The sequence below is a fragment of the Pseudomonas sp. S4_EA_1b genome, assembly GCF_016307435.1.
Lineage (GTDB): Bacteria > Pseudomonadota > Gammaproteobacteria > Pseudomonadales > Pseudomonadaceae > Aquipseudomonas > Aquipseudomonas rhodesiae.
Window position 1 is genome coordinate 97,413 of record NZ_JAEILC010000026.1, and the last position, 21,998, is coordinate 119,410.

General features: G+C 62.4%; 19 protein-coding genes and 1 riboswitch. Of the genes, 13 read left to right on the forward strand and 6 right to left on the reverse strand.

What is annotated here, in order from left to right; translation table 11 throughout:
- The first annotated feature begins 45 nt into the window (after nucleotides 1-45).
- The 3 genes from msbA (at nucleotide 46) to YA0848_RS09310 (ending at nucleotide 4,340) form a co-directional block, all read left to right on the forward strand.
- Entirely contained in the window at nucleotides 46-1,851 is a 1,806-nt protein-coding gene (gene msbA / locus YA0848_RS09300) for a lipid A export permease/ATP-binding protein MsbA (protein WP_034095568.1), read from the forward strand.
- A 136-nt stretch (nucleotides 1,852-1,987) separates the two neighbouring features.
- Nucleotides 1,988-3,412 (forward strand): bifunctional D-glycero-beta-D-manno-heptose-7-phosphate kinase/D-glycero-beta-D-manno-heptose 1-phosphate adenylyltransferase HldE, encoded by a 1,425-nt coding sequence (gene hldE / locus YA0848_RS09305; protein ID WP_034095569.1) that lies wholly within the window; start codon nucleotides 1,988-1,990, stop codon nucleotides 3,410-3,412.
- Entirely contained in the window at nucleotides 3,405-4,340 is a 936-nt protein-coding gene (locus YA0848_RS09310; RefSeq protein WP_034095570.1) for an NAD-dependent epimerase/dehydratase family protein, read from the forward strand. The genes hldE and YA0848_RS09310 overlap by 8 nt, the downstream gene beginning before the upstream one ends.
- Before the next feature lie 29 nt (nucleotides 4,341-4,369).
- On the opposite strand, the gene YA0848_RS09315 is transcribed toward YA0848_RS09310, so the two are convergent.
- The 4 genes from YA0848_RS09315 to YA0848_RS09330 all read right to left on the reverse strand — a co-directional run bounded on the left by YA0848_RS09315 (nucleotide 4,370) and on the right by YA0848_RS09330 (nucleotide 7,776).
- Nucleotides 4,370-5,338, reverse strand: a complete 969-nt coding sequence (locus YA0848_RS09315; protein WP_034111491.1) for a hypothetical protein — start codon at nucleotides 5,336-5,338, stop codon at nucleotides 4,370-4,372.
- A 41-nt stretch (nucleotides 5,339-5,379) separates the two neighbouring features.
- The gene (locus YA0848_RS09320) at nucleotides 5,380-6,192 is read right to left on the reverse strand and encodes an aldo/keto reductase (RefSeq protein ID WP_169902937.1); all 813 of its coding nucleotides are present in this window, start codon (nucleotides 6,190-6,192) and stop codon (nucleotides 5,380-5,382) included.
- Entirely contained in the window at nucleotides 6,189-7,358 is a 1,170-nt protein-coding gene (locus YA0848_RS09325; protein ID WP_169902935.1) for an NAD(P)/FAD-dependent oxidoreductase, read from the reverse strand. The genes YA0848_RS09320 and YA0848_RS09325 overlap by 4 nt, the downstream gene beginning before the upstream one ends.
- Before the next feature lie 82 nt (nucleotides 7,359-7,440).
- Nucleotides 7,441-7,776: a DMT family transporter gene (locus YA0848_RS09330; protein WP_034095574.1), complete on the reverse strand. Its 336-nt coding sequence runs from the start codon at nucleotides 7,774-7,776 to the stop codon at nucleotides 7,441-7,443.
- A gap of 101 nt (nucleotides 7,777-7,877) precedes the next feature.
- On the opposite strand from YA0848_RS09330, the gene YA0848_RS09335 reads away from it, so the two are divergent.
- Together YA0848_RS09335 and waaA are read left to right on the forward strand one after the other, a co-directional pair.
- Nucleotides 7,878-8,768 (forward strand): LysR family transcriptional regulator, encoded by an 891-nt coding sequence (locus tag YA0848_RS09335; protein ID WP_034095575.1) that lies wholly within the window; start codon nucleotides 7,878-7,880, stop codon nucleotides 8,766-8,768.
- 23 nt (nucleotides 8,769-8,791) lie between these two features.
- Nucleotides 8,792-10,069 (forward strand): lipid IV(A) 3-deoxy-D-manno-octulosonic acid transferase, encoded by a 1,278-nt coding sequence (gene waaA, locus YA0848_RS09340; RefSeq protein WP_034095576.1) that lies wholly within the window; start codon nucleotides 8,792-8,794, stop codon nucleotides 10,067-10,069.
- Between the two features lie 106 nt (nucleotides 10,070-10,175).
- Here waaA and YA0848_RS09345 read toward each other — a convergent pair whose 3' ends face one another.
- Complete coding sequence (locus YA0848_RS09345) at nucleotides 10,176-11,615, reverse strand: TolC family outer membrane protein (RefSeq protein ID WP_034095577.1); 1,440 nt, start codon at nucleotides 11,613-11,615, stop codon at nucleotides 10,176-10,178.
- Between the two features lie 194 nt (nucleotides 11,616-11,809).
- Nucleotides 11,810-11,915: riboswitch (TPP riboswitch) on the forward strand.
- A gap of 149 nt (nucleotides 11,916-12,064) precedes the next feature.
- On the opposite strand from YA0848_RS09345, the gene thiC reads away from it, so the two are divergent.
- Nucleotides 12,065-13,954 carry a phosphomethylpyrimidine synthase ThiC gene (gene thiC, locus YA0848_RS09350; RefSeq protein WP_034095578.1) on the forward strand — a complete coding sequence of 630 codons (1,890 nt, stop codon included), beginning with the start codon at nucleotides 12,065-12,067 and terminating at the stop codon, nucleotides 13,952-13,954.
- Between the two features lie 125 nt (nucleotides 13,955-14,079).
- Nucleotides 14,080-15,369, forward strand: coding sequence for a putative hydroxymethylpyrimidine transporter CytX (cytX, locus tag YA0848_RS09355; protein ID WP_169902933.1), 1,290 nt, complete (start codon nucleotides 14,080-14,082; stop codon nucleotides 15,367-15,369).
- On the opposite strand, the gene YA0848_RS09360 is transcribed toward cytX, so the two are convergent.
- Complete coding sequence (locus YA0848_RS09360; protein ID WP_034095580.1) at nucleotides 15,338-16,084, reverse strand: RsiV family protein; 747 nt, start codon at nucleotides 16,082-16,084, stop codon at nucleotides 15,338-15,340. The genes cytX and YA0848_RS09360 overlap by 32 nt on opposite strands.
- 193 nt (nucleotides 16,085-16,277) lie before the next feature.
- Between YA0848_RS09360 and YA0848_RS09365 the strand changes: the two genes are divergently transcribed.
- The 6 genes from YA0848_RS09365 (at nucleotide 16,278) to YA0848_RS09390 (ending at nucleotide 21,932) form a co-directional block, all read left to right on the forward strand.
- Nucleotides 16,278-16,895, forward strand: coding sequence for an NUDIX domain-containing protein (locus YA0848_RS09365; protein WP_034095581.1), 618 nt, complete (start codon nucleotides 16,278-16,280; stop codon nucleotides 16,893-16,895).
- A complete protein-coding gene (locus YA0848_RS09370; protein ID WP_003171323.1) occupies nucleotides 16,886-17,335 on the forward strand; it encodes a DUF1249 domain-containing protein in 450 nt (149 codons plus the stop codon). The genes YA0848_RS09365 and YA0848_RS09370 overlap by 10 nt, the downstream gene beginning before the upstream one ends.
- Nucleotides 17,336-17,432: 97 nt before the next feature.
- A complete protein-coding gene (gene cpdA, locus YA0848_RS09375) occupies nucleotides 17,433-18,248 on the forward strand; it encodes a 3',5'-cyclic-AMP phosphodiesterase (protein ID WP_034095582.1) in 816 nt (271 codons plus the stop codon).
- A 121-nt stretch (nucleotides 18,249-18,369) separates the two neighbouring features.
- Complete coding sequence (locus YA0848_RS09380) at nucleotides 18,370-18,978, forward strand: YqiA/YcfP family alpha/beta fold hydrolase (RefSeq protein ID WP_034095583.1); 609 nt, start codon at nucleotides 18,370-18,372, stop codon at nucleotides 18,976-18,978.
- Between the two features lie 54 nt (nucleotides 18,979-19,032).
- Entirely contained in the window at nucleotides 19,033-20,937 is a 1,905-nt protein-coding gene (parE, locus tag YA0848_RS09385) for a DNA topoisomerase IV subunit B (RefSeq protein WP_034095584.1), read from the forward strand.
- On the forward strand, nucleotides 20,937-21,932 hold the full coding sequence (locus YA0848_RS09390) for an esterase-like activity of phytase family protein (RefSeq protein WP_169902931.1): 996 nt from the start codon (nucleotides 20,937-20,939) through the stop codon (nucleotides 21,930-21,932). The genes parE and YA0848_RS09390 overlap by 1 nt, the downstream gene beginning before the upstream one ends.
- Nucleotides 21,933-21,998: the final 66 nt, after the last annotated feature.

Genomic DNA, 21,998 nt, shown 5'->3' on the forward strand with positions numbered 1-21,998 from the left:
GAAGCTGTGCTAAAGTCAGCCTCCTTTTTTAAAACGCCGCGTGATATGACCGACTCCAGTCCGAGCGCAAGCCCTTCGAGCTTGAAAATATATTTCCGCCTGCTCAGCTATGTGAAGCCCTACGCGGGTTTGTTCGCGCTGAGTATCGTCGGATTTCTGATTTTCGCGTCGACTCAGCCGATGCTGGGTTACATCCTCAAATATTTTGTCGATGGCCTTTCCAACCCGGAAGCCGTGCTGTTCCCCAGCGTTCCGTTCCTGCGTGACCTGCAGTTGCTGCAGGCTGTGCCGCTGCTGATCATCCTGATCGCGGCCTGGCAGGGCCTGGGGTCTTTTCTGGGTAACTATCTGTTGGCCAAGGTCTCTCTGGGGCTGGTTCACGACTTGCGGGTGCAGCTGTTCAACAACCTGTTGACGCTGCCCAACCGCTACTTCGACAACCACAACTCCGGGCACCTGATCTCTCGCATCACCTTCAACGTGACCATGGTCACCGGTGCGGCGACAGACGCGATCAAGGTGGTGATCCGCGAAGGCATGACGGTGATCTTCCTGTTCGCCTCCCTGCTGTTCATGAACTGGCGCCTGACGTTGGTGATGATCGCCATCCTGCCGTTGATCGCGGTGATGGTCAGCACGGCCAGCAAAAAATTCCGCAAGCAGAGCAAGAAGATCCAAGTCGCCATGGGCGATGTGACCCATGTGGCTTCTGAGACTATCCAGGGTTACCGCGTCGTGCGCAGCTTCGGCGGCGAGGTCTACGAGGAGAAGCGTTTCCTCAAGGCCAGCCAGAGCAACACCGACAAGCAACTGCGCATGACCCGCACCGGGGCGATCTATACACCGGCGCTGCAACTGGTGATCTACACCGCCATGGCCGTGTTGATGTTCCTGGTGCTGTACCTGCGTGGCGATGCGTCGGCGGGCGACATGGTGGCTTACATCACCTTGGCCGGTCTGTTGCCCAAGCCGATCCGCCAACTGTCGGAAGTCAGCTCGACCATCCAGAAAGGCGTGGCCGGTGCCGAGAGCATTTTCGAACAGCTCGACGAAACACCGGAAGTCGACCGCGGTACTGTCGAGCGTGACAAGGTCAGCGGCCGCCTGGAAGTGCGTCAGCTGAACTTCACTTACCCAGGCACCGATCGCCATGTGCTCAAGGACATCAGCTTTACCGCGGAGCCTGGGCAGATGGTTGCCCTGGTGGGACGTTCCGGCAGCGGCAAATCGACGCTGGCCAGCCTGATCCCGCGTTTCTATCACCATGAAAGCGGTGAAATCCTGCTCGACGGCGTAGAGATCGAAGATTACAAGCTGCTCAACCTGCGCAAGCACATCGCCCAGGTGACTCAGCACGTAACCCTGTTCAGCGACACCGTCACCAACAACATCGCCTACGGCGATTTGGCCGGCGCGCCACGGGCCGATGTTGAAGCGGCGGCGGCGGATGCCTATGCCAAGGACTTCATCGATCAGTTGCCCAAAGGCTTCGATACCCAGGTGGGTGAAAACGGTGTGCTGCTGTCCGGCGGCCAGCGCCAGCGTCTGGCAATTGCCCGTGCCTTGTTGAAGAACGCGCCATTGCTGATTCTGGATGAGGCCACATCGGCCCTCGACACCGAATCGGAGCGGCATATCCAGGGCGCGCTGGACAAAGTCATGCAGGGCCGCACCACCCTGGTGATCGCCCATCGTCTGTCCACCATCGAGAAGGCCGACTTGATTCTGGTGATGGACGACGGTCGGATCGTCGAGCGCGGCACCCATGCCGAGTTGCTGGCCCAGAACGGCTATTACGCCCGTCTGCATGCCATGGGCCTGGATGCCCCGGTCTCGGCGGATATCACTTAAGCCCGCCTGCGCTACGGCTGACGATGGCGGGGGAGTGCGCTCCCTCGCCATACCATCTTCTGTCACACCCCCCACAAGCCTGCTGTAACCCTGTGCTAATATCGCGCCCCTGTTCATTTTGTATGTGGGTTGCTCCATGAAGTTGTCCATGCCGCGATTCGATCAAGCCCCTGTCTTGGTGGTCGGCGATGTCATGCTCGACCGTTACTGGCATGGTGGTACCTCACGGATTTCCCCTGAGGCACCGGTACCGGTAGTCAAGGTCGAGCAAATCGAAGACCGTCCAGGTGGCGCTGCCAACGTTGCCCTTAATATTGCCGCCCTCGGCGCTCCGGCCTCGCTGGTTGGTGTGACCGGCGACGATGAAGCCGCCGACAGCCTGGCCAACAGCCTGCGCGGTGCCGGCGTGCGTGCGCTGTTCCAGCGCATCGCCCATCAGCCGACCATCGTCAAGCTGCGGGTCATGAGCCGTCACCAGCAGTTGCTGCGAATCGATTTCGAAGAGCCCTTCGCCACCGACGCCCTGGCCCTCAGCGGTCAGGTCGACGAACTGCTCGAAGGCATCAAGGTGCTGGTGCTGTCCGACTACGGCAAAGGCGCGTTGAAGAACCACCAAATGCTGATCCAGGCCGCCAAAGCCAAGGGCATCCCCGTATTGGCCGATCCCAAGGGCAAGGACTTCTCGATTTATCGAGGTGCCAGCCTGATCACGCCGAATCTCAGCGAGTTCGAAGCTATCGTCGGCGGTTGTGCCGATGAGCACGACTTGGTGAGCAAGGGCGCCACGCTGATGGCCGACCTTGATCTGGGCGCCTTGCTGGTCACCCGTGGCGAGCACGGCATGACCCTGCTGCGCCCGGGCCACCCGGCGATGCATCTGCCGGCGCGTGCCCGTGAAGTGTTCGATGTCACCGGCGCCGGCGACACAGTGATCTCCACCCTGGCCGCCTCCATCGCCGCTGGCGAAGAACTGCCCCACGCGGTGGCCCTGGCCAATCTGGCGGCGGGCATCGTGGTTGGCAAGTTGGGCACCGCGGCCATCAGTGCTCCGGAATTGCGTCGCGCGATCCAGCGTTCCGAAGGCTCGGAGCGCGGTGTGCTGAGCATCGAGCAATTGCTGCTGGCGATTGACGACGCCCGTGCCCACAACGAAAGCATTGTGTTCACCAACGGCTGCTTCGACATCCTCCACGCCGGTCATGTGACGTACCTGGAGCAGGCCCGCGCCCAAGGCGATCGTCTGATCGTCGCGGTCAATGACGATGCGTCGGTCAGCCGTCTGAAGGGCCCCGGCCGTCCGATCAATAGCGTCGACCGGCGCATGGCGGTTCTGGCCGGTTTGGGCGCAGTGGACTGGGTGATCAGCTTCCCTGAAGCGACCCCTGAAAATCTGTTGGCCCAGGTCAAACCCGATGTGCTGGTCAAGGGCGGTGACTACTCCGTCGATCAGGTGGTCGGCGCCGATATCGTCAGCGCCTACGGCGGTACGGTTAAAGTGCTGGGCCTGGTGGAGAACAGCTCGACCACGGCAATCGTCGAGAAGATCCGCAACAATGAATAAGGCTGAACCGTTGGTTTTGATCACCGGGGGCGCGGGCTTTATCGGCTCGCATCTGGTCGATGCACTGCTTGCTAAAGGCTATGCCGTGCGGGTGCTGGATAATCTGTCCACCGGCAAACGCAGCAACCTGCCCCTGGACAATCCGCGCGTGGAGCTGCTCGAAGGCGATGTGGCCGACGCCGAACTGGTTGGTCAGGCTGCCTTCGGCGCGACGGCGGTCGTGCACCTGGCCGCCGTGGCCTCGGTGCAGGCGTCGGTGGACGACCCGGTCAGCACGCACCAGAGCAATTTCGTCGGCACCTTGAATGTGTGCGAAGCCATGCGCAAGGCCGGGGTCAAACGCGTGGTGTTTGCGTCCAGCGCGGCGGTGTATGGCAACAATGGCGAAGGGGCCTCGATCGACGAAGAGACCACCAAGGCGCCGCTGACGCCCTACGCGTCCGACAAGTTGGCCGGCGAATACTACTTTGATTTCTACCGTCGCCAGCATGGTCTGGAGCCGGTGATGTTCCGTTTCTTCAATATCTTCGGGCCGCGTCAGGACCCGTCCTCGCCGTACTCCGGCGTAATCAGCATCTTCTGCGAACGTGCCCAGCAGGGTCTGCCCATCAGCGTGTTCGGCGATGGTGAGCAGACTCGCGATTTCATGTACGTGGAAGACCTGGTGGACGTATTGGTGCAGGCCATCGAAGCGCCGGATGCGCCGCTGGGTGCGATCAATGTGGGCTGGAACCGCACCACGACCCTCAAGCAGGTCTTGCAGGCATTGGAAGAAGCGGTGGGCTCGTTGCCCGCCGTGACTTACGGGCCAGCGCGTTCGGGAGATATCCGACATTCGCGGGCGAACAACCAGCGGCTGCTGGCCAGCTTCACCCTGCCTGAACCCACGCCGCTGAAGGTCGGTTTGCAGCGCCTGCTTAACGGCTGAATCCTGAGGCCAGTGCGCTAATTGCTTGATTAGCGGCTGGCCTTTTTCCTCGGCACAATCTTGCCCAGCATCTGCCGCGCCCTGCCAGTCAGGCGTTTGAGTTTCGACTCTTTCTCCGGCTGCGCCAGCCCTTGCTGGCGCAGCCAATCCTTCCAGCGAATCCGCTCTTCTCGCACCACCCAGCCGTCCTGCTGGGCGAAGCTCTCCGCCAGGAACAGGCCCCGTGTGCTGGCGGGGTGCAGTTGGTCTTTCTTGACTGTGTACAACTCGGCCAGTGGTTGACCGTCTTTCAGTGGCATCAGGTACAAGTCCGGGCGTTGACGGTCCAGGCGCGCCACCAGCTGGTCGCCTTCCAGGCGTTCATCCACATGGAACAGGCTCAGGGACTTTGCCTCCTTGGGCACTTCAAGGCGCAGGTCGTAAATCAATTGCAGCGAAGCGGTGGGCAGGTGCACATAAGCCCGTGGGCGTTCGATCAACTGGGTGGTGGCGCAGCGGACCGGGCGCGCGGCGCCGGACAGCGGGCTGAGGCGAAACGGCAGCGCCTCGCGGTAATGCAGGGCGGCGGAGTAGGGCGCCGGCAGCCAGGTATCGTTGAAGCGCCCGCCGAGCCAGCCTTCGGGGGTTTCCAGTAGGCACTCTTCGGCGATTTCCTGGATGGCGGTGTGCAGCGGCAGGTTCAATTCGTGAGCCGGGACGTAGCCGGAAATCAGCTTGAGCACCACGTCGCCCCGGTCCTGGCGGCGCTGGCGCACCAGCACCCAATAATCGCGGTTCTGCCAGTGCAAGGTCAGACGCACCGAGACCCCAAGGTTGGCCAGCTCCACCGCGAAGCGCTCGGCGTCCGGCACATCCACCGGTTTGCGCCGTTGCAGGGTCTGGGCGAAGTTGAGCGGCATGCCGACGCTCTGGTAACTCAGGCCTTCGGGGGTGGCTTCAACGTGCAGCGGCAGTGTCTTGAAGTTGCTGGGGTTTTTTCTTATGAGCGTGCGCGGCATGTCGGCTCCTTCTTGCGACGGGGTCGGCCGCGTGGGCGGCATCAGCGTTGACGAATGACCTGGGCAGCGGTCGCCACGTTATGGGCCAGGTGCAGCGGGTTAATGGTCCCGACAATAGCACTGGCGACGCCCGTTTGCGCAAACAACAACGTGAAACTGGCGCGTATTGGATCCATTCCGGGTTCCAGGCAGACATGGCCGCTGGCCAAGGCTTTTTTGACCAGGATGCCTTTGCCGTGGGCCGCTGCATAATCAATGACGGCTTTCTCGGCCTGTTCGTTCAGATTGTAGGTGACCATCGCGCAGTCGCCTTGCTCCAGGGCCTTCAAGCCACCTTCGACGGTTTTGCCGGAGAAACCGAAACCGCGAATCTTGCCCTCTTGCTTGAGCTGCGCCAGGGTCTGGTACACCTCGCAGTCGTTGAGGATGTGCAAGTCGTTGCCGTCGGAATGCACCAGCACCAGGTCGATAAAATCCGTTTCAAGTCGTTTCAAGCTGCGTTCTATCGACAGGCGCGTATGCGCTGCACTGAAATCGTGACGGGAGACACCCGCTTCGAACTCTTCACCCACCTTGCTGACGATCACCCAGTCCTGGCGCTGACCACGCAACAGCGGCCCCAGGCGTTCTTCACTCATGCCATAGGCCGGCGCGGTGTCGATCAGGTTGATCCCCAGCTCGCGAGCCTGGCGCAACAGCATGCGCGCCTCGTCATCCCCTGGAATCTGAAAGCCGTTGGGGTATTTCACCCCTTGATCGCGCCCCAGTTTGACGGTGCCCAGGCCCAGCGGCGAAACGAGCAGGCCGGTGCTGCCCAGCGGGCGATGCAGGTCGTGCAGGGTCGGCAGGCTCATGGCAACAGGGCCTCCCAGACGGGTACGCCGAGGGCGGGTTTGGGCAGTTCCGGCAGCGGTTGCGTGGGGCCTGGCCGGATGCCGTCGCGTTCCAGGCTGTGCAGCACGCGGTCGGCGAAGTCCGGCGCCAGGGCCAATTTGGTCGGCCAGCCCACCAGCAGGCGGCCTTGCTCGGCGAGGAAAGCATTGTCGGGACGGCTCAGGCCCGATTGCAGCGGTTCGGCACGGTCGACTCGCAGGGTGGCCCAGCGGGTCTGGTGCATGTCGATCCAGGGCAGCAAATGCGCCAGCTCTTTCTGTGCTGTGGCGATTTGTGCTTCCGGCGTGCGCGCCACGCCATCGGCCTCGGCGATGTCGCCGCCCATGTACCACACCCATTCGCCATTGGCGGCCGGGTGCGTGGTGATGGTCAGGCGCGGCTTGGTGCCGCCGCCCAGGCAATGGGCATACAGCGGCTTCAGGCCGGGGCCCTTGGCGAGGATCATATGCAGTGGCCGCGTCTGCATGGCCGGCTGGCTCAAGCCCAGGGCGCTGAGCAAGTCGGCAGTGCCGGCGCCCGCGCTCAATACGATGCGTTGGGCGCGAATCTCGCGGCCGTCCACCTTCAGGCCCACCAAGGTGCCGCCGTCGTGCAGCGGTTCGATGTGCTGCCCGGCGAGCAGGCTGTCACCGCCCAGTTGTGCCAGGCGCTCGATCACGCTCGGCACGTCCACCACCAGTTCGGCCAGGCGATAGACCTTGCCTTTGAAGCGCTTGTCTTGCAGAGCTGGCGGCAAATCGTCGCCTTTGACCTGATCCACACGGCCACGCACAGCCTTGCTGGCGAAGAAGCTGGTGAGATTGCCGGCGAGGGTGCCGGGGGACCACAGGTAGTGCGCCTGGGACAGTACGCGCACCCCGGACAGGTCCAGATCGCCGCTGCCGGCCAGGGCCTCGCGCCAGCGGCGCGGCATGTCGGCGATGGCTTCGGAGGCGCCGGTGAGGGCGCCGTGCAGGGCGTATTTGGCGCCGCCGTGAATGATCCCCTGGGACTTCACACTTTGTCCGCCGCCGAGGGTGGCGCTTTCTACCAGCACCGTGGAAAACCCCTGGCGGCGCAGGCGCGCGTTGAGCCAGAGGCCGGCTACCCCGGCGCCGACAATCAGAACGTCGGTGGAAATAGGCATGCGCGCGGGACCTCTGCGTTGGAAATGGGCGCGTAGTATAGCGCGCTGCGCTGCCTCATCAGTGCGACACGTTGGCCGCGACTCAATGCCCAGCCGTTTTCGAGAACAGCTGAATCACCACCACCCCCAGCACAATCAGGCCCATGCCCAGCATCGCCGGCAGGTCGAGCTTCTGCCCGTAGATAAACAGCGCCGCCACGCTGACCATCACGATCCCCATCCCGGCCCACACGGCATAGGCCACGCCCACCGGCACCGTGCGCACCACCAGGGTCAGCATCCAGAACGCCACGCCGTAGCCGACAATCACCAGCAGCAGTGGGATCGGCGTGCTCCAGCCCTTAATGGCTTTCATGGATACCGTGGCGATCACTTCCGAGCAGATGGCAATGGCCAGGTAGCAGTAGGCGGCATTCATAGGTCAATCCTCGGCGTAGGGCGGGTCAATAGGCCGGCATTTTAGCGGCTGCTTAGATGGGGTAAAGTCATTACCTATCAGTATGAGAGATAGGTTGCTCCATGAGCGTTCAATGGAATCTGGAACAAATGCGCTTATTTGTGAACGTTGCCGAGCAGCGTTCTTTTTCGGCGGTGGCGCGGGGGCAGCGCAAGGCGCAGTCGGCGGTCAGCAGTGGGATTGCAATGCTGGAGGCTGACCTGGGCGTGAGCTTGTTCGAGCGCAGCAGCGGCCGCCAGCCGCGGCTGACCGAAGCCGGCGCGGTGTTGCTCGAAGAGGCCCGGGAAGTGTTGCGCCAGTGCGAACGCCTTAACGGCCGTGCCTTGTCATTGATGCGCGGCGAAGAAGCCTGCCTGCGCCTGGCTCAGGACGAGGCCATGCTGTACCAGCCAGTGCTCGACAGCTTGGACGCCTTGGCCGGGCAATTTCCCAATCTGGAAGTGCAGCTTTCCAGTGCAGCCCAGGGCGATGTCGCACGCAAATTGGTGGAGCGCAAGGCTGACCTGGGCATGCTGTTCTATCACGATCAAATTCCCGAAGCGCTGGAGCGCCGCGTGGTGGGCAGTGTGGAGATGGTCACGGTCTGCGGGCGCCACCACCCGCTGGCGGCGCAGAATCGCGTGGATTGTCAGGGCCTGGCGCAATACCGTCAGTTGCTGATGTCGACCCAGACCAGTGTCTACCCCGGCAGTGAAGCCGCCAGCCCGCAGGTCTGGCGGGCCGACAGCTTCTACGTGCTGGCCGAATGGTTGATCCGTGGCCTGGGTTGGGCCTGGCTGCCCCGGCATGTGGTGCAATACCCCGCGTATCAGAACCTGATGGTCGAACTCGACAGTGAATGGACCCCGCCGGCGCTGGTGGTGGAGCTGGTCTGGCGGCGCGATGAACCCCTGGGGCCCGCCGCGAGATTTCTCGCTGAACGTTTTGCCGAGTGCCTGCGGGCGATCGACTGAAAAAGCCGATAAACTCCGCCGCCATGAATAGAACTCTCTACACCTGCCTGTTTTACCTGGCGCTGCCCTTGGTGGCTTTACGTCTGTGGCTGCGCGCGCGCAAGGCGCCGGCCTATGCCCAGCGCGTGGGCGAGCGGTTTTCCTACGGTTTGCCGGCGATGCAGCCGGGCGGTATCTGGGTGCACGCCGTCTCGGTGGGCGAAAGCATCGCGGCCGCGCCCATGGTGCGCGGGTTGCTGGCGCGTTATCCGGACTTGCCGATCACGCTCACCTGCATGACGCCCACCGGCTCCGAGCGTATCCAGGCCCTGTTCGCCAATGAGCCGCGCATCCAGCACTGCTATTTGCCCTATGACGTGCCGTGCGCGGCCAAGCGTTTTCTGGATCGCGTGCAGCCGAAACTGGCGGTGATCATGGAAACCGAGCTGTGGCCCAACCATATTCACGCCTGCGCCCAACGCGGCATTCCGGTGGCGCTGGCCAATGCGCGGCTGTCGGCGCGTTCGGCCAAGGGCTATGGGCGCTTCGCCAAGTTGACCGCACCGATGTTGTCCGAGATGAGCCTGCTTGCCGTGCAGACGCAGGCCGAGGCTCAGCGTTTCCTGAGCCTGGGCGCACGCCCCGAGACCGTGGAAGTGACCGGTTCGATCAAGTTCGACCTGACCATCGACCCGCAGTTGCCGGCCCGCGCCGCCGCGCTGCGTGCGCAATGGGGCGCCACTGAGCGGCCGGTGTGGATCGCCGCCAGCACCCACGCCGGCGAAGATGAAGTGGTACTTGCCGCCCATCGTCAACTGCTCGACAGCTACCCCAATGCGTTGTTGATCCTGGTGCCGCGCCATCAGGAACGCTTCGGGCCGATGTTCGATCTATGCCAGCAGCAAGGCTTCGCCACGGTTCGGCGCTCCAGCGGCGAGCCCGTCACGGCGCAGACATCGGTGCTGCTGGGCGACACCATGGGGGAGTTGCTGTTTCTGTACGCCCTGGCCGACAGCGCTTTCGTCGGCGGTAGCCTGGTGGCGACCGGAGGGCACAACCCATTGGAGCCGGCAGCGTTGGCGCTGCCGGTGATCATGGGGCCGCATGTGTTCAACTTCCTCGAAATCACCGCGATGATGCGCGAAGCCGGTGCGTTGCGCGAAGTGGATGATGCCGAAGGGTTGGCCGAAGCCGTGCGACAGTTGTTCGAGCTGCCCCAGGATGCCCGCAAGATGGCGCAGGCGGGGCTCAAGGTGATGCAGGCCAACCAGGGCGCGCTTGAGCGCTTGCTCAATGGTCTGGGCCGATTGATGGCGATTTGAAGAGAGAAAGGGGCTTGCCCTTGATGACGATCTGTCAGGTCAAATAGTGTTGGCTGTCTTGCGCTATCGGGGGCAAAGCCCCCTCACACATGATTTAGCAGCGTGATTAATTATTCGGGCGGGCCTTGAGCTGTTCGGCGGCGGCCTTGGCCAGGTCCGGCGGCAGGAAGTCGCGGTCCGGGTTGTAGTCAGCCTTGAGGTAGCGCGCCAGGTCCTGCAGATCCCCAGGGTTCAACGTGCCCGCGGCCTGCTTCAAACGCAGGTTGTCGAGGATGTAGTCGTAGCGGCTGTTGTTGTAGTTGCGTACCGAGGCATAGAGCTGGCGCTGGGCGTCGAGCACGTCGACGATATTGCGCGTACCCACCTGATAGCCGATTTCCGTGGCTTCCACCGCGCTCTGGTTGGAGATGATCGACTGGCGGCGCGCCTGTACCTGTTCCACATCGGTGTTCACCGCGCGGTGCAGGTTGCGTGTGTTTTCCACCACCTGGCGGCGCAAGCCTTCGCGTTGCTGTTCGGTCTGGCCCAGGCGCGAGTACGACTCGCGGACCTGCGAGCTGGTCAGGCCGCCGCTGTAGATCGGGATATTAAGGCGCAGGCCGATGGTGCGTTGTTCCACGTCGCCGCGATAGGGCGTGCCGAAGGCATTCGGGTTGCTGAACCCCAGCGCATCGTTATCGCCTTTTTCGTATTGCGCCACTGCGTCCAAGGTTGGCGCGTGACCGGCCTTGCGCTGCTTGAGGACTTCCTCGGCGGCGGTGACGGCATAGTTGCTGGCCAGCAAGTTGAGGTTCTGGCGCCCAGCGGTTTCGACCCAGGCCTTGGCGTCGTTCGGCAGCGGCGGCAACACCGGCAGCGTGTGGACAATGCCCTGGATCGAGTTGTACTGACGGTTGGTCAGGGTGATCAGTGCTTCAAACGCATCTTCTACCTGACGCTGCGCCAGAATCCGGTTGGCCCGCGCGGTGTCGTAGCTGGCTTGGGATTGCAGCACGTCGGTCTTGTCCGACAGGCCCACGTCGAAGCGCTCGTTGGACTGATCCAGTTGGCGTTTGAAGGCGTTCTCTTCGGCCTTGGTCGAGGCCAGGTTGTCCTGGGCGCGCAGCACGGCGAAGTAATTCTCGGCGCTCTGCAGAATCAGGTTCTGTTCGGTGGCCGACAGTTGCAGCGCTGCCTGTTCATTGGTGGCTTCAGCCGCCTGCAACTGGAACCAACGGTCGGCGCGGAACAGCGGCTGGCTGAGGGTCGCGCGCCAGGAGTGGGCATCGCGGTTGGCGGTGGCGGCCGGTGTGTCGATCTGGGTGCGTACATTGTTGATGTCGGCGCCGCCGGAGAGGTTCGGCAGCAAGCCGGCGCGGGCCTGAGGCACCACTTCTTTTTGCGCGCCGTATTGGGCACGGGCGGCGGCCAGGTCGGCGTTGTTATCCACTGCTTCCTGATAGACGCTGACCAGGTCGGTTCTGGCGGACAAGGGCGCTTCAGCTGCCCAGACCATTCCGTTGGTCGCACAAGACACGGCAATAGCCAGTGAGAGTTTGCGCAGCATGAGGCGATCCCTGAATAAATATTACGGTGATAATTCGACGGCCAAGGCTACGGCGACTGTTTCAGAGCGTCAAGCCTTGGGCAGTAGCCGAGTGTAGTGGCGCCGACCCGACGCAACAATCCTGCAATCATGCCATTCATCACGCTGAAAGCAGCACCATTGGCAATTTGCCCATTCCATGGTCTAGACTGGCCGCGTTCTTGTCGGGGTGCCTTGTTGGAAGGCTGAGATCGGTAAATACCGGATCCCGTTGAACCTGATCAGGTTAGCGCCTGCGTAGGGAACAAGATTTCTCGTCACCCGGCGAGTCCTCTTGTGCTTCGTCCGGGATGTTGTTCGTTTACCGAGCAGCCCTCGTGCGCCAAGCACAGCACTGGTTCCAGTGCGTCCGTCCGTCACAGGTTCGCTCCGACAAACATCCACCGCCTGGATAAGTTGGAGAGCCCGTGATGACTACAAAACTAAAAAATACCGTGCATTTGAGTGAATCGGCCAAGGTCGACTCTGGCTCCGTGCAGCCGTTTACCCGCTCGCAAAAAATCTACGTGCAGGGCACTCGCCCGGATATCCGCGTCCCCATGCGCGAAATCAGCCTGGACGTGACCCCCACCGATTTCGGCGGTGAAATCAACGCCCCTGTCACCGTGTACGACACCTCGGGCCCCTACACCGACCCCAATGTGATCATCGATGTGCGCAAAGGCTTGGCCGATGTGCGTTCGCCGTGGATCGAATCCCGTGGCGACACCGAACGCCTGGCCGGCCTGACCTCGCATTTCGGCCAGCAGCGCCTGAGCGATGCCGAGCTGACCGCCCTGCGTTTTGCCCATGTGAAGAACCCGCGCCGCGCCAAGGCCGGTGCCAACGTCACCCAGATGCACTACGCGCGCAAAGGCATCATCACCGCCGAGATGGAATACGTCGCCATCCGCGAGAACATGAAGCTCGAAGAAGCCCGGGCCAGTGGCTTGCTCGACCAGCAGCACGCCGGCCACAGCTTCGGCGCCAGCGTGCCGAAGATCATCACCCCGGAATTCGTGCGCGAAGAAATCGCCCGTGGCCGCGCAATCATCCCGGCCAACATCAACCACACCGAACTGGAACCGATGATCATCGGCCGTAACTTCCTGGTGAAGATCAACGGCAATATCGGCAACAGCGCCCTGGGTTCGTCCATCGAAGAAGAAGTGGCGAAACTCACCTGGGGCATCCGCTGGGGCTCGGACACGGTGATGGACTTGTCCACCGGCAAACACATCCATGAAACCCGCGAGTGGATCATCCGCAACTCGCCGGTGCCGATCGGTACCGTGCCGATCTACCAGGCCCTGGAAAAAGTCGGCGGCGCCGCCGAAGACCTGACCTGGGAGCTGTTCCGCGACACCCTGATCGAACAGGCCGAGCAGGGTGTCGACTACTTCACCATCCACGCCGGCGTGCTGCTGCGCTACGTTCCGCTGACCGCCAAGCGCGTCACTGGCATTGTGTCCCGTGGCGGTTCGATCATGGCCAAGTGGTGCCTGGCGCACCATAAAGAGAACTTCACCTACACGCATTTCGACGAAATTTGCGAAATTATGAAGGCCTATGACGTCAGCTTCTCCCTGGGCGACGGCCTGCGCCCCGGTTCGATTGCCGACGCCAACGACGCCGCGCAGTTCGGCGAGTTGGAAACCCTCGGCGAACTGACCAAGACCGCCTGGAAGCACGACGTGCAAACCATGATCGAAGGCCCCGGCCACGTGCCGATGCAGTTGATCAAGGAGAACATGGACAAGCAGCTCGAATGCTGCGACGAAGCGCCGTTCTACACCCTCGGCCCGCTGACCACCGACATTGCGCCTGGCTACGACCACATCACCTCCGGCATCGGTGCGGCGATGATCGGCTGGTTCGGTTGCGCCATGCTCTGCTACGTCACGCCCAAGGAACACCTGGGCCTGCCGAACAAGGATGACGTGAAGACCGGCATCATCACCTACAAGATCGCCGCCCACGCGGCCGACCTGGCCAAGGGGCATCCGGGCGCGCAGATCCGCGATAATGCCTTGAGCAAGGCGCGCTTCGAGTTCCGCTGGGAAGACCAGTTCAACCTCGGCCTGGACCCGGACACCGCGCGCTCCTACCACGACGAAACCCTGCCCAAGGACTCGGCCAAAGTCGCGCATTTCTGCTCGATGTGCGGGCCGAAGTTCTGCTCGATGAAAATCACCCAGGAAGTGCGTGAGTACGCGGCCAACCAGCGCATTGACGCGGTGGATGTGGACGTGGCCAAGGGCCTGGCGGAGCAGGCGGAGCGGTTCAAGCAGGAAGGCAGCCAGTTGTACAAGAAGGTCTAAGCCGCAGTCGGCGGTACCTGTACCGTCGTCTGCGGGGCAAGCCCCCTCCCAAATTCAAGTGTGGGAGGGGGCTTGCCCCCGATGGCTATCGCCCAAACAAAAAATGTCCCTCAGAGATACCCGCCTTGAGCACTCAATCGAGTACCTATTCCCCTGACATCGCGGTGCCTGCTGACAAAAGAGTCTTCGGCGCCCGCGACCTGTTTTCCCTGTGGTTCTCCCTCGGCATCGGCCTGATGGTCCTGCAGACCGGCGCATTGCTCGCGCCGGGCCTGGGCTTGTCGGGTGCCTTGCTGGCGATTTTCCTCGGCACTCTGGTCGGCGTGCTGTTGCTGGCCGCTGCCGGTGTGATCGGTAGCGACACCGGCTTGTCCGCCATGGCTGCGCTCAAGCTCAGCCTTGGGGCCAAGGGCGCCAGCCTGCCGGCGCTGCTCAACCTGTTGCAGTTGATCGGCTGGGGCTCGTTCGAAATCATCGTGATGCGTGATGCCGCCAGCCTGTTGGGCACGCGGGCGTTCAGCGAGGGCAGCCTGTTGGCCAGCCCGCTATTGTGGACGCTGTTTTTCGGTGGTTTGGCAACCTTGCTGGCGGTCAGCGGGCCGCTGACGTTCGTGCGCCAGATCCTGCGTAAATGGGGCATCTGGTTGCTGTTGGCGGCCTGTCTGTGGCTGACCTGGAACCTGTTCGCCAAGGCCGACCTCGGCGCACTCTGGGCTCAGGCCGGTGACGGTTCGATGCCCTTTGCGGTGGGGTTTGATATCGCCATCGCCATGCCGCTGTCCTGGCTGCCGCTGATCGCCGATTACTCGCGCTTCGGCAAACGCGCCAAAAGCGTATTCGGCGGTACCGCGCTGGGCTTTTTTATCGGTAATTTCTGGCTGATGAGCCTGGGCGTGGCCTACACCCTGGCGTTCGCGCCGAGCGGTGAAGTGAATGCGCTGCTGCTGGCATTGGCTGGGGCTGGACTGGGGATTCCGCTGCTATTGATCCTGTTGGATGAATCGGAAAACGCCTTTGCCGATATCCACTCGGCGGCGGTGTCCAGCGGGATGTTGCTGCGTTTGAAAGTCGAGCACCTGGCATTGGCCATCGGCGTGATTTGTACCCTGATCGCTTGCCTGGCGCCGCTGGCGCAGTACCAGAATTTCCTGCTGTTGATCGGTTCGGTGTTCGCGCCGCTGTTCGGTGTGGTGCTGGTGGACCATTTTGTCCTGCGCCGTCGCGGCCAGGGCGTACCGACTGCTCTGCGCTGGCCGGCGCTGTTGGCCTGGTTGGGTGGGGTTGCTACCTATCACTTGCTGGCCAACGTCTACCCGGATATCGGCGCGACCCTGCCGGCGCTGGTGCTGGCAGGGTTGCTGCAGTTCATGCTTGGGCGAGCCTTCAGCGGCGCGCGGGCACCAGTTCGGGTTTGAGGATGCCTTCCAGGCGCGAGTAAGGGATCTGCAACTCGACGTGGCCCAGGGCGTACGGTGCGATGGTCGAGGTCGGGTACTTGAGGATCACGCCGCCGTAGGTCAGCGCCACGTTCGGGGTTTTCTGGAAGGGGTAGGTCTTCACGAACTCCTGCTCCAGGCTCAGGCGGGTGCTGATCAGCCAGCTATTGTGGGCGACCTGGGCGGCTTTCCAGAACGCGTCTTCCTTGCCCGGCAGCAGCATGTCGGTCAGGGACAGGGCTTTTTGCTGCTGGCGCGAATAGTTGATGAACGCGCGACCCGGCTCGCCATGGGTGGCGCCTTGGTCCAGATAGCTGGACAGTTCGATGATCACCAAGCCGTCATGCTGCTCGCGTACCTTGGCTTGCAAATACATGCTGTTGCGCGGCGCGGCGGTTTTCAGGAACTGCTCGCGGTACGTTTCCAGGCTTGTGGGCAAAGGCTCGTTCGGGGTGGTGCGGGTCATGTCCAGCAGGCGCTGCTCGATCAAGGCGTCGAGCTTGGGCTCTTTGGCAAAGTGCACGGTGTCGATGTTCACCAGCGGGCAGTCGGCGCTGGCGCAGCCCGGCTTGCTCTGCTCGGTGGCGTCGCGAGTGGCTTCCAGCGGGGTGCGATAGCTCGGTTGGAACAGGCTTTGGCAGGCACCGAGGGTCAATGCGATGCAGGCCACGGAGGCAATCTTTAAGAGCGACATGGATGTCCTTCGTCTAACGATAAGAGCGAAATTTGTGGTGCTTCGACTGCCAGCGAGGCAGTCAGTTCGCCACTAAGCTATTTAGAGTGAGTTTGACGTCCGCCGTCTATCCCGGCAACCGGAAAGGGGCTGCACCAAGGGGCGCGAGCGCGTTAGGATGGCGCGAATCGCCCAGGCATAACGAGGAAGGGATATGACGGACATTGCAAAATCGACGCCGAGCACGATTGAAATCGTTAAGCGCGACAATGCCTACAAGGGCTTCTACCAACTCGATCGCGTGCAACTGCGCCACGAGAAATTCGATGGCGGCATGAGCCGGGTGATCAACCGCGAAGTCTTCGTCCGTCACGACGCCGTGTGTGTATTGCCCTACGATCCGCAGCGCGACGAGGTGGTCTTGATCGAGCAGTTTCGCGTGGGCGCCATGGGCCGCGCGGGCAACCCGTGGCTGGTGGAGATGGTCGCCGGCTTGATCGATAAGGATGAGCAACCGGAGGAGGTTGCGCACCGTGAAGCCGAGGAGGAAGCTGGGCTGACCTTCTCCGCGTTGTGGCCGATCACCAAGTATTTCCCGTCGCCCGGCGGCAGCACCGAGTTCGTCCACTTGTACCTGGGCCGTTGCGACAGCACGGGCGCAGGCGGCGTTCACGGCCTGGAAGAAGAAGCAGAAGACATCCGCGTCACCCGCTGGGCATTCGACGATGCTCTGCAAGCGGTGCGCGACGGCAGAATTTCCAACGCAGCCAGCATTATCGCCCTGCAATGGCTAGCGCTTAACCGCGCGGAAGTGAGGGGGTTATGGCAGTAAAGGCACGGGAACGTTATCGGGTCGACCTGATCGGGCTGCAAGCGGCCTGCGAGGCCAACTATGCGCGGCTGATGCGCTTGCTCCCCGACATGCGCCACGCCCCCGAGGCGCGGCGCATCGGCGTGACCCATGGCGACCAGATGCTCGGCGTACTGGCCCTGGAAGTCATCGTCAATTGCCCGTACACCACCACCCTGCGCGTGCGCCAGGAACACAGCCTGCCATGGTTGCCAGTGCCGCAGCTCGAAGTGCAGGTGTACCACGACGCACGCATGGCCGAAGTAATCAGCGCCGAACATGCGCGACGCTTTCGCAGCATCTATCCTTACCCGAATGTGTTCATGCATCAGCCCGATGAAAAAGCCCAGCTCAATGTGTTCCTCGGTGAATGGCTGAGTCATTGCTTGGCACTGGGGCACGAGTTCGAAGTCGTGCGGTAGATGTGAACTGCGTCTGCTTCCTTAGGTTTCCTCTTTGTGTCCTGCCCAGCATAATCGCGCCAACCGTCCATTTCTGTGATTGCCTTGGGAGAGCGCCTTGCCGAGCGTATCCACCGTGAGCCCCGACGCTTCGGCGTTGCTGGTGCAACTGTCCGACAGCCACCTGTTTGCCGAGGGCGACGCAACGTTGCTGGGCATGAATACCCGCGAGAGCCTGCAACGGGTGATCGAATTGGTGCGCGAGCAACAGCCGTCTATCGACCTGATGCTGGCCACGGGGGATCTGTCCCAGGACGGTACGCTTGAGTCGTATCAGCAGTTTCGCGCCTTGACCGCGGCCATCGACGCTCCCGCGCGCTGGATCCCCGGTAATCACGACGAACCGCTCATCATGGCCCAAGCCGCCGAGCACAGTGATTTGCTGGAACCGGTGGTCGATATCGGCCACTGGCGCATTACCCTGCTGGACTCCGCCGTACCTGGCTCCGTGCCGGGTTATCTGGAGGACCAGCAGCTGCAATTGCTCGCTCAATCCTTGAGCGAGGCGCCGGATCGTCATCACCTGGTGTGCTTCCACCACCATCCGGTGTCGTTCGGCTGCGCATGGATGGAGCCCATCGGCTTGCGCAACCCCGAGGCCCTGTTTGCCGTGCTGGACCGCTTTCCCCAGGTAAAGGCCGTGCTCTGGGGCCACGTGCACCAGGAGATCGACCGCGAGCGCAATGGCGTGCGCCTGCTGGCGTCGCCGTCCACCTGCATCCAGTTCGCGCCGGGCAGCGAGGATTTCAAGGTCAGCGAGCAGGCACCGGGCTATCGCTGGTTGCGTATGCATGCCGATGGGCGGTTGGAGACCGGGGTGGAGCGGCTTAAAGATTTCGCCTTTACCATCGATTACGGCAGCAACGGCTATTAAAGACCGTAAACACTCCTCATAACGGTGGGAGATAGCTTGCCCCCAGTTGGATCATCGGCTGCTCACGCCACCCCGATCCCTGTAAACTGCGCCTTTTTCGCGTAAGCATGGAGAGCCCGGCATGTCGGCTTCGATCCTGTATATCCACGGCTTCAACAGCGCGCCGGCGTCCAACAAGGCCAGCCAGTTGATGGGTGTGATGGACGCTCTGGGCCTGGCCGATCAGTTGCGCGTGCCGGCCCTGCATCACCATCCACGTCAGGCAATTCCTCAATTGGAACAAGCCATTGCCCAGTTGGGGCGGCCGCTGCTGGTCGGCAGCTCCCTCGGCGGCTACTATGCAACCCATCTTGCCGAGCGCCATGGCCTAAAGGCGCTGCTGGTCAACCCGGCGGTCAGCCCCCATCGGATGTTCGACGGTTACCTGGGCATCCAGAAGAACCTCTACACCGATGAAACCTGGGAACTGACCCAGGACCATGTGACGGCGCTGGCCGAGCTGGAAGTGCCGGCTCCCCAGGATGCTGCGCGTTATCAAGTGTGGTTGCAGACCGGCGATGAAACACTGGATTATCGCCTCGCCCAGCAGTATTACCGGGCCTGTGCCTTACGCATCCAGGCCGGTGGCGATCATGGTTACCAAGGGTTTGCCCGGCAACTGCCGGCGCTGCTCAGTTTTGCCGGCATTGGCGCAGATCAGTATCAATCCTTCGATTTCTCGGCACTGTAATTGCCTTGCAAACCGCAGGTTACTTTTTAATCGAACGACTCACGATGAGACCCCATGGCCACTCCCAGCGCTAGCTCTTATAACGCCGACGCCATCGAAGTCCTCTCGGGCCTCGACCCGGTGCGCAAACGCCCCGGCATGTACACCGACACCAGTCGGCCGAACCACCTTGCCCAGGAAGTCATCGACAACAGCGTCGACGAAGCCTTGGCCGGGCACGCCAAGTCGGTGCACGTCATTCTTCATGCAGACCATTCCCTGGAAGTGTCCGACGATGGTCGCGGCATGCCCGTGGACATCCACCCAGAAGAAGGCGTACCGGGCGTCGAGCTGATCCTTACCAAGCTGCACGCCGGCGGCAAGTTCTCCAACAAGAACTATCAGTTTTCCGGCGGCTTGCACGGCGTGGGGATTTCCGTGGTCAACGCCTTGTCCACCCTGGTGCGGGTCAAGGTCAAGCGCGATGGCAACGAGTACCAGATGACCTTCGCCGATGGCTACAAAGCCACCGACCTGGAAGTGATCGGCACCGTCGGCAAGCGCAACACCGGCACCAGCGTGTACTTCGCGCCGGACCCGAAATACTTCGATTCGCCGAAATTCTCCATCAGCCGCCTCAAGCACGTGCTCAAGGCCAAGGCCGTGTTGTGCCCGGGGCTGCTGGTCACCTTTGAAGACAAGGGCACCGGCGAGAAGGTCGAGTGGCATTACGAAGACGGCCTGCGTTCCTATTTGGAAGACTCGGTCAGCGACTTCGAACGCCTGCCCAACGAGCCGTTCTGCGGCAGCCTGGCGGGTAACAAGGAAGCCGTCGACTGGGCTCTGCTGTGGTTGCCCGAAGGCGGCGACAGCGTGCAGGAAAGTTACGTCAACCTGATCCCGACCGCCCAGGGCGGTACTCACGTCAACGGTCTGCGTCAGGGCTTGCTGGATGCCATGCGCGAATTCTGCGAATACCGCAGCCTGCTGCCGCGCGGCGTGAAGCTGGCGCCGGAAGACGTGTGGGAGCGCATCGCGTTCGTGCTCTCGATGAAGATGCAGGAGCCGCAGTTCTCCGGGCAAACCAAGGAACGCCTGTCGTCCCGTGAAGCGGCGGCGTTTGTCTCCGGGGTGGTCAAGGATGCCTTCAGCCTGTGGCTCAACGAGCATCCGGAACTAGGCCTTGCCCTGGCCGAGCTGGCGATCAACAACGCCGGGCGTCGCCTCAAGGCCAGCAAGAAAGTCGAGCGCAAGCGCATCACCCAAGGCCCAGCGCTGCCGGGCAAACTGGCCGATTGCGCAGGGCAGGATCCGATGCGCTCGGAACTGTTCCTGGTCGAAGGTGATTCCGCCGGCGGCTCCGCCAAACAAGCGCGGGACAAGGAATACCAGGCGATCCTGCCGTTGCGCGGCAAGATCCTTAACACCTGGGAAGTCGATGGCAGCGAAGTCCTGGCCAGCCAAGAAGTGCACAACATTGCCGTGGCGATCGGTGTCGACCCCGGCGCGGCCGACATGAGCCAGTTGCGCTATGGCAAGATCTGCATTCTCGCCGACGCCGACTCCGACGGCCTGCACATCGCCACCTTGCTCTGCGCGCTGTTCGTGCAGCACTTCCGTCCGCTGGTGGATGCCGGCCACGTCTACGTCGCCATGCCGCCGTTGTACCGGATCGACCTGGGCAAGGAGATCTTCTACGCCCTGGACGAAGCCGAGCGCGATGGCATCCTCGACCGTCTGGTAGCCGAAAAGAAACGCGGCAAGCCCCAGGTCACCCGATTCAAGGGCCTGGGCGAGATGAACCCACCGCAACTGCGTGAAACCACCATGGACCCGAACACCCGGCGCCTGGTGCAGTTGACCCTGGACGATTTCGCCGCCACCAGTGAAATGATGGACATGCTACTGGCGAAGAAGCGCGCCGGGGACCGCAAATCCTGGCTGGAATCCAAGGGCAACCTGGCCGAGGTTCTGGGCTGATGCGCACAGGCTTCGCCCTGGCGATCCTGATGTTGAGCGGGCTGGCAGCGACCACCGTCGCCGCCGCGCCCGTGGTGGAACTCAAACTCGTGTCCGAACACCCGGTGGACGGCATGCGCGGCGGCAACCTGTCGGGGCTGGCGCAGTGCGGTAACGAACTGTGGACGGTGTCCGATCGTGATGACGATCAGATCTATCGCCTGGATACCAGTGCGCCCACCTGGCAGGCCGAAGCGGTAAAGATCGAGGTGCCGCCGGTGCCGGACTCCGGCTTGCCCTGGGGGCTGCGCTCGCGTACCAAGGCTGCTTCGTTCATTCGCGGCGGTGACCTGGATTTTGAAGGCATCAGCTGTGATGGCATGGGTAATCAGTACATTGTCAGCGAAGCCCATGCCGCGGTGCTGAAGGTGCCGGTGAGCGGCGCGCCGGAATGGCTGAAAATCGCCCCCGGCATGGTGCGAGAGGCCCGCGCCAGCGGCATGTTGCTGCACTTCAATGCGTTGTTTGAAGGATTGGTGATCAACCCGGAAGGCAACCAGCTCTGGCTGGCGGCCGAGCGCGAGCGGCGCGGGCTGATCTCCATCAAGCGTGCGCAAAGCCTCTGGGATTGCGATGGCCCGTGCGTACTGCTGAGCGAGGCCGGCCAGGAAGTGCAGCCGGCCAAGTTCACCGATGCCAAGGCGGTGTCCAAGGATTTTGCCGACCTGGCGCTGTACAACGGCAAATTGTTTACCCTGGAGCGTAATGCGTTCCAGATTTGCCGGCGCGATGCGGTCACGGCCAAGGTCGAGCTGTGCTGGTCGTTCGCCGACGAAACCCTGACCCCCGAACGCCGCTACGCCCAGCCCTATGGCTTGGCCGAGGCGCTGGTCATTGACGACAGCGGGGCCTGGCTGGGCATCGACAACAATTTCGGCCCCCGGGCCGATGGTGAAAAACGCCCCATGGTCTATCGTTTCGCCGCCCCGGCCGGCGGCTGGAGCGCCCAGCCATGAATCGGCCCCTTTTTGAATCGAATCAGCGCAGCGGCAGTTCCGCTGCGCCTTACCCACTATTGATGA

What these genes read in the sequence shown, in the direction of transcription:
- msbA (WP_034095568.1), top strand. Translation starts at nt 46, where the DNA reads ATGACCGACTCCAGTCCGAGCGCAAGCCCTTCGAGCTTGAAAATATAT.
- hldE (WP_034095569.1), top strand. Translation starts at nt 1,988, where the DNA reads ATGAAGTTGTCCATGCCGCGATTCGATCAAGCCCCTGTCTTGGTGGTC.
- YA0848_RS09310 (WP_034095570.1), top strand. Translation starts at nt 3,405, where the DNA reads ATGAATAAGGCTGAACCGTTGGTTTTGATCACCGGGGGCGCGGGCTTT.
- YA0848_RS09315 (WP_034111491.1), bottom strand. Translation starts at nt 5,338, where the DNA reads ATGCCGCGCACGCTCATAAGAAAAAACCCCAGCAACTTCAAGACACTG.
- YA0848_RS09320 (WP_169902937.1), bottom strand. Translation starts at nt 6,192, where the DNA reads ATGAGCCTGCCGACCCTGCACGACCTGCATCGCCCGCTGGGCAGCACC.
- YA0848_RS09325 (WP_169902935.1), bottom strand. Translation starts at nt 7,358, where the DNA reads ATGCCTATTTCCACCGACGTTCTGATTGTCGGCGCCGGGGTAGCCGGC.
- YA0848_RS09330 (WP_034095574.1), bottom strand. Translation starts at nt 7,776, where the DNA reads ATGAATGCCGCCTACTGCTACCTGGCCATTGCCATCTGCTCGGAAGTG.
- YA0848_RS09335 (WP_034095575.1), top strand. Translation starts at nt 7,878, where the DNA reads ATGAGCGTTCAATGGAATCTGGAACAAATGCGCTTATTTGTGAACGTT.
- waaA (WP_034095576.1), top strand. Translation starts at nt 8,792, where the DNA reads ATGAATAGAACTCTCTACACCTGCCTGTTTTACCTGGCGCTGCCCTTG.
- YA0848_RS09345 (WP_034095577.1), bottom strand. Translation starts at nt 11,615, where the DNA reads ATGCTGCGCAAACTCTCACTGGCTATTGCCGTGTCTTGTGCGACCAAC.
- thiC (WP_034095578.1), top strand. Translation starts at nt 12,065, where the DNA reads ATGACTACAAAACTAAAAAATACCGTGCATTTGAGTGAATCGGCCAAG.
- YA0848_RS09360 (WP_034095580.1), bottom strand. Translation starts at nt 16,084, where the DNA reads ATGTCGCTCTTAAAGATTGCCTCCGTGGCCTGCATCGCATTGACCCTC.
- YA0848_RS09365 (WP_034095581.1), top strand. Translation starts at nt 16,278, where the DNA reads ATGACGGACATTGCAAAATCGACGCCGAGCACGATTGAAATCGTTAAG.
- YA0848_RS09370 (WP_003171323.1), top strand. Translation starts at nt 16,886, where the DNA reads ATGGCAGTAAAGGCACGGGAACGTTATCGGGTCGACCTGATCGGGCTG.
- YA0848_RS09380 (WP_034095583.1), top strand. Translation starts at nt 18,370, where the DNA reads ATGTCGGCTTCGATCCTGTATATCCACGGCTTCAACAGCGCGCCGGCG.
- parE (WP_034095584.1), top strand. Translation starts at nt 19,033, where the DNA reads ATGGCCACTCCCAGCGCTAGCTCTTATAACGCCGACGCCATCGAAGTC.
- YA0848_RS09390 (WP_169902931.1), top strand. Translation starts at nt 20,937, where the DNA reads ATGCGCACAGGCTTCGCCCTGGCGATCCTGATGTTGAGCGGGCTGGCA.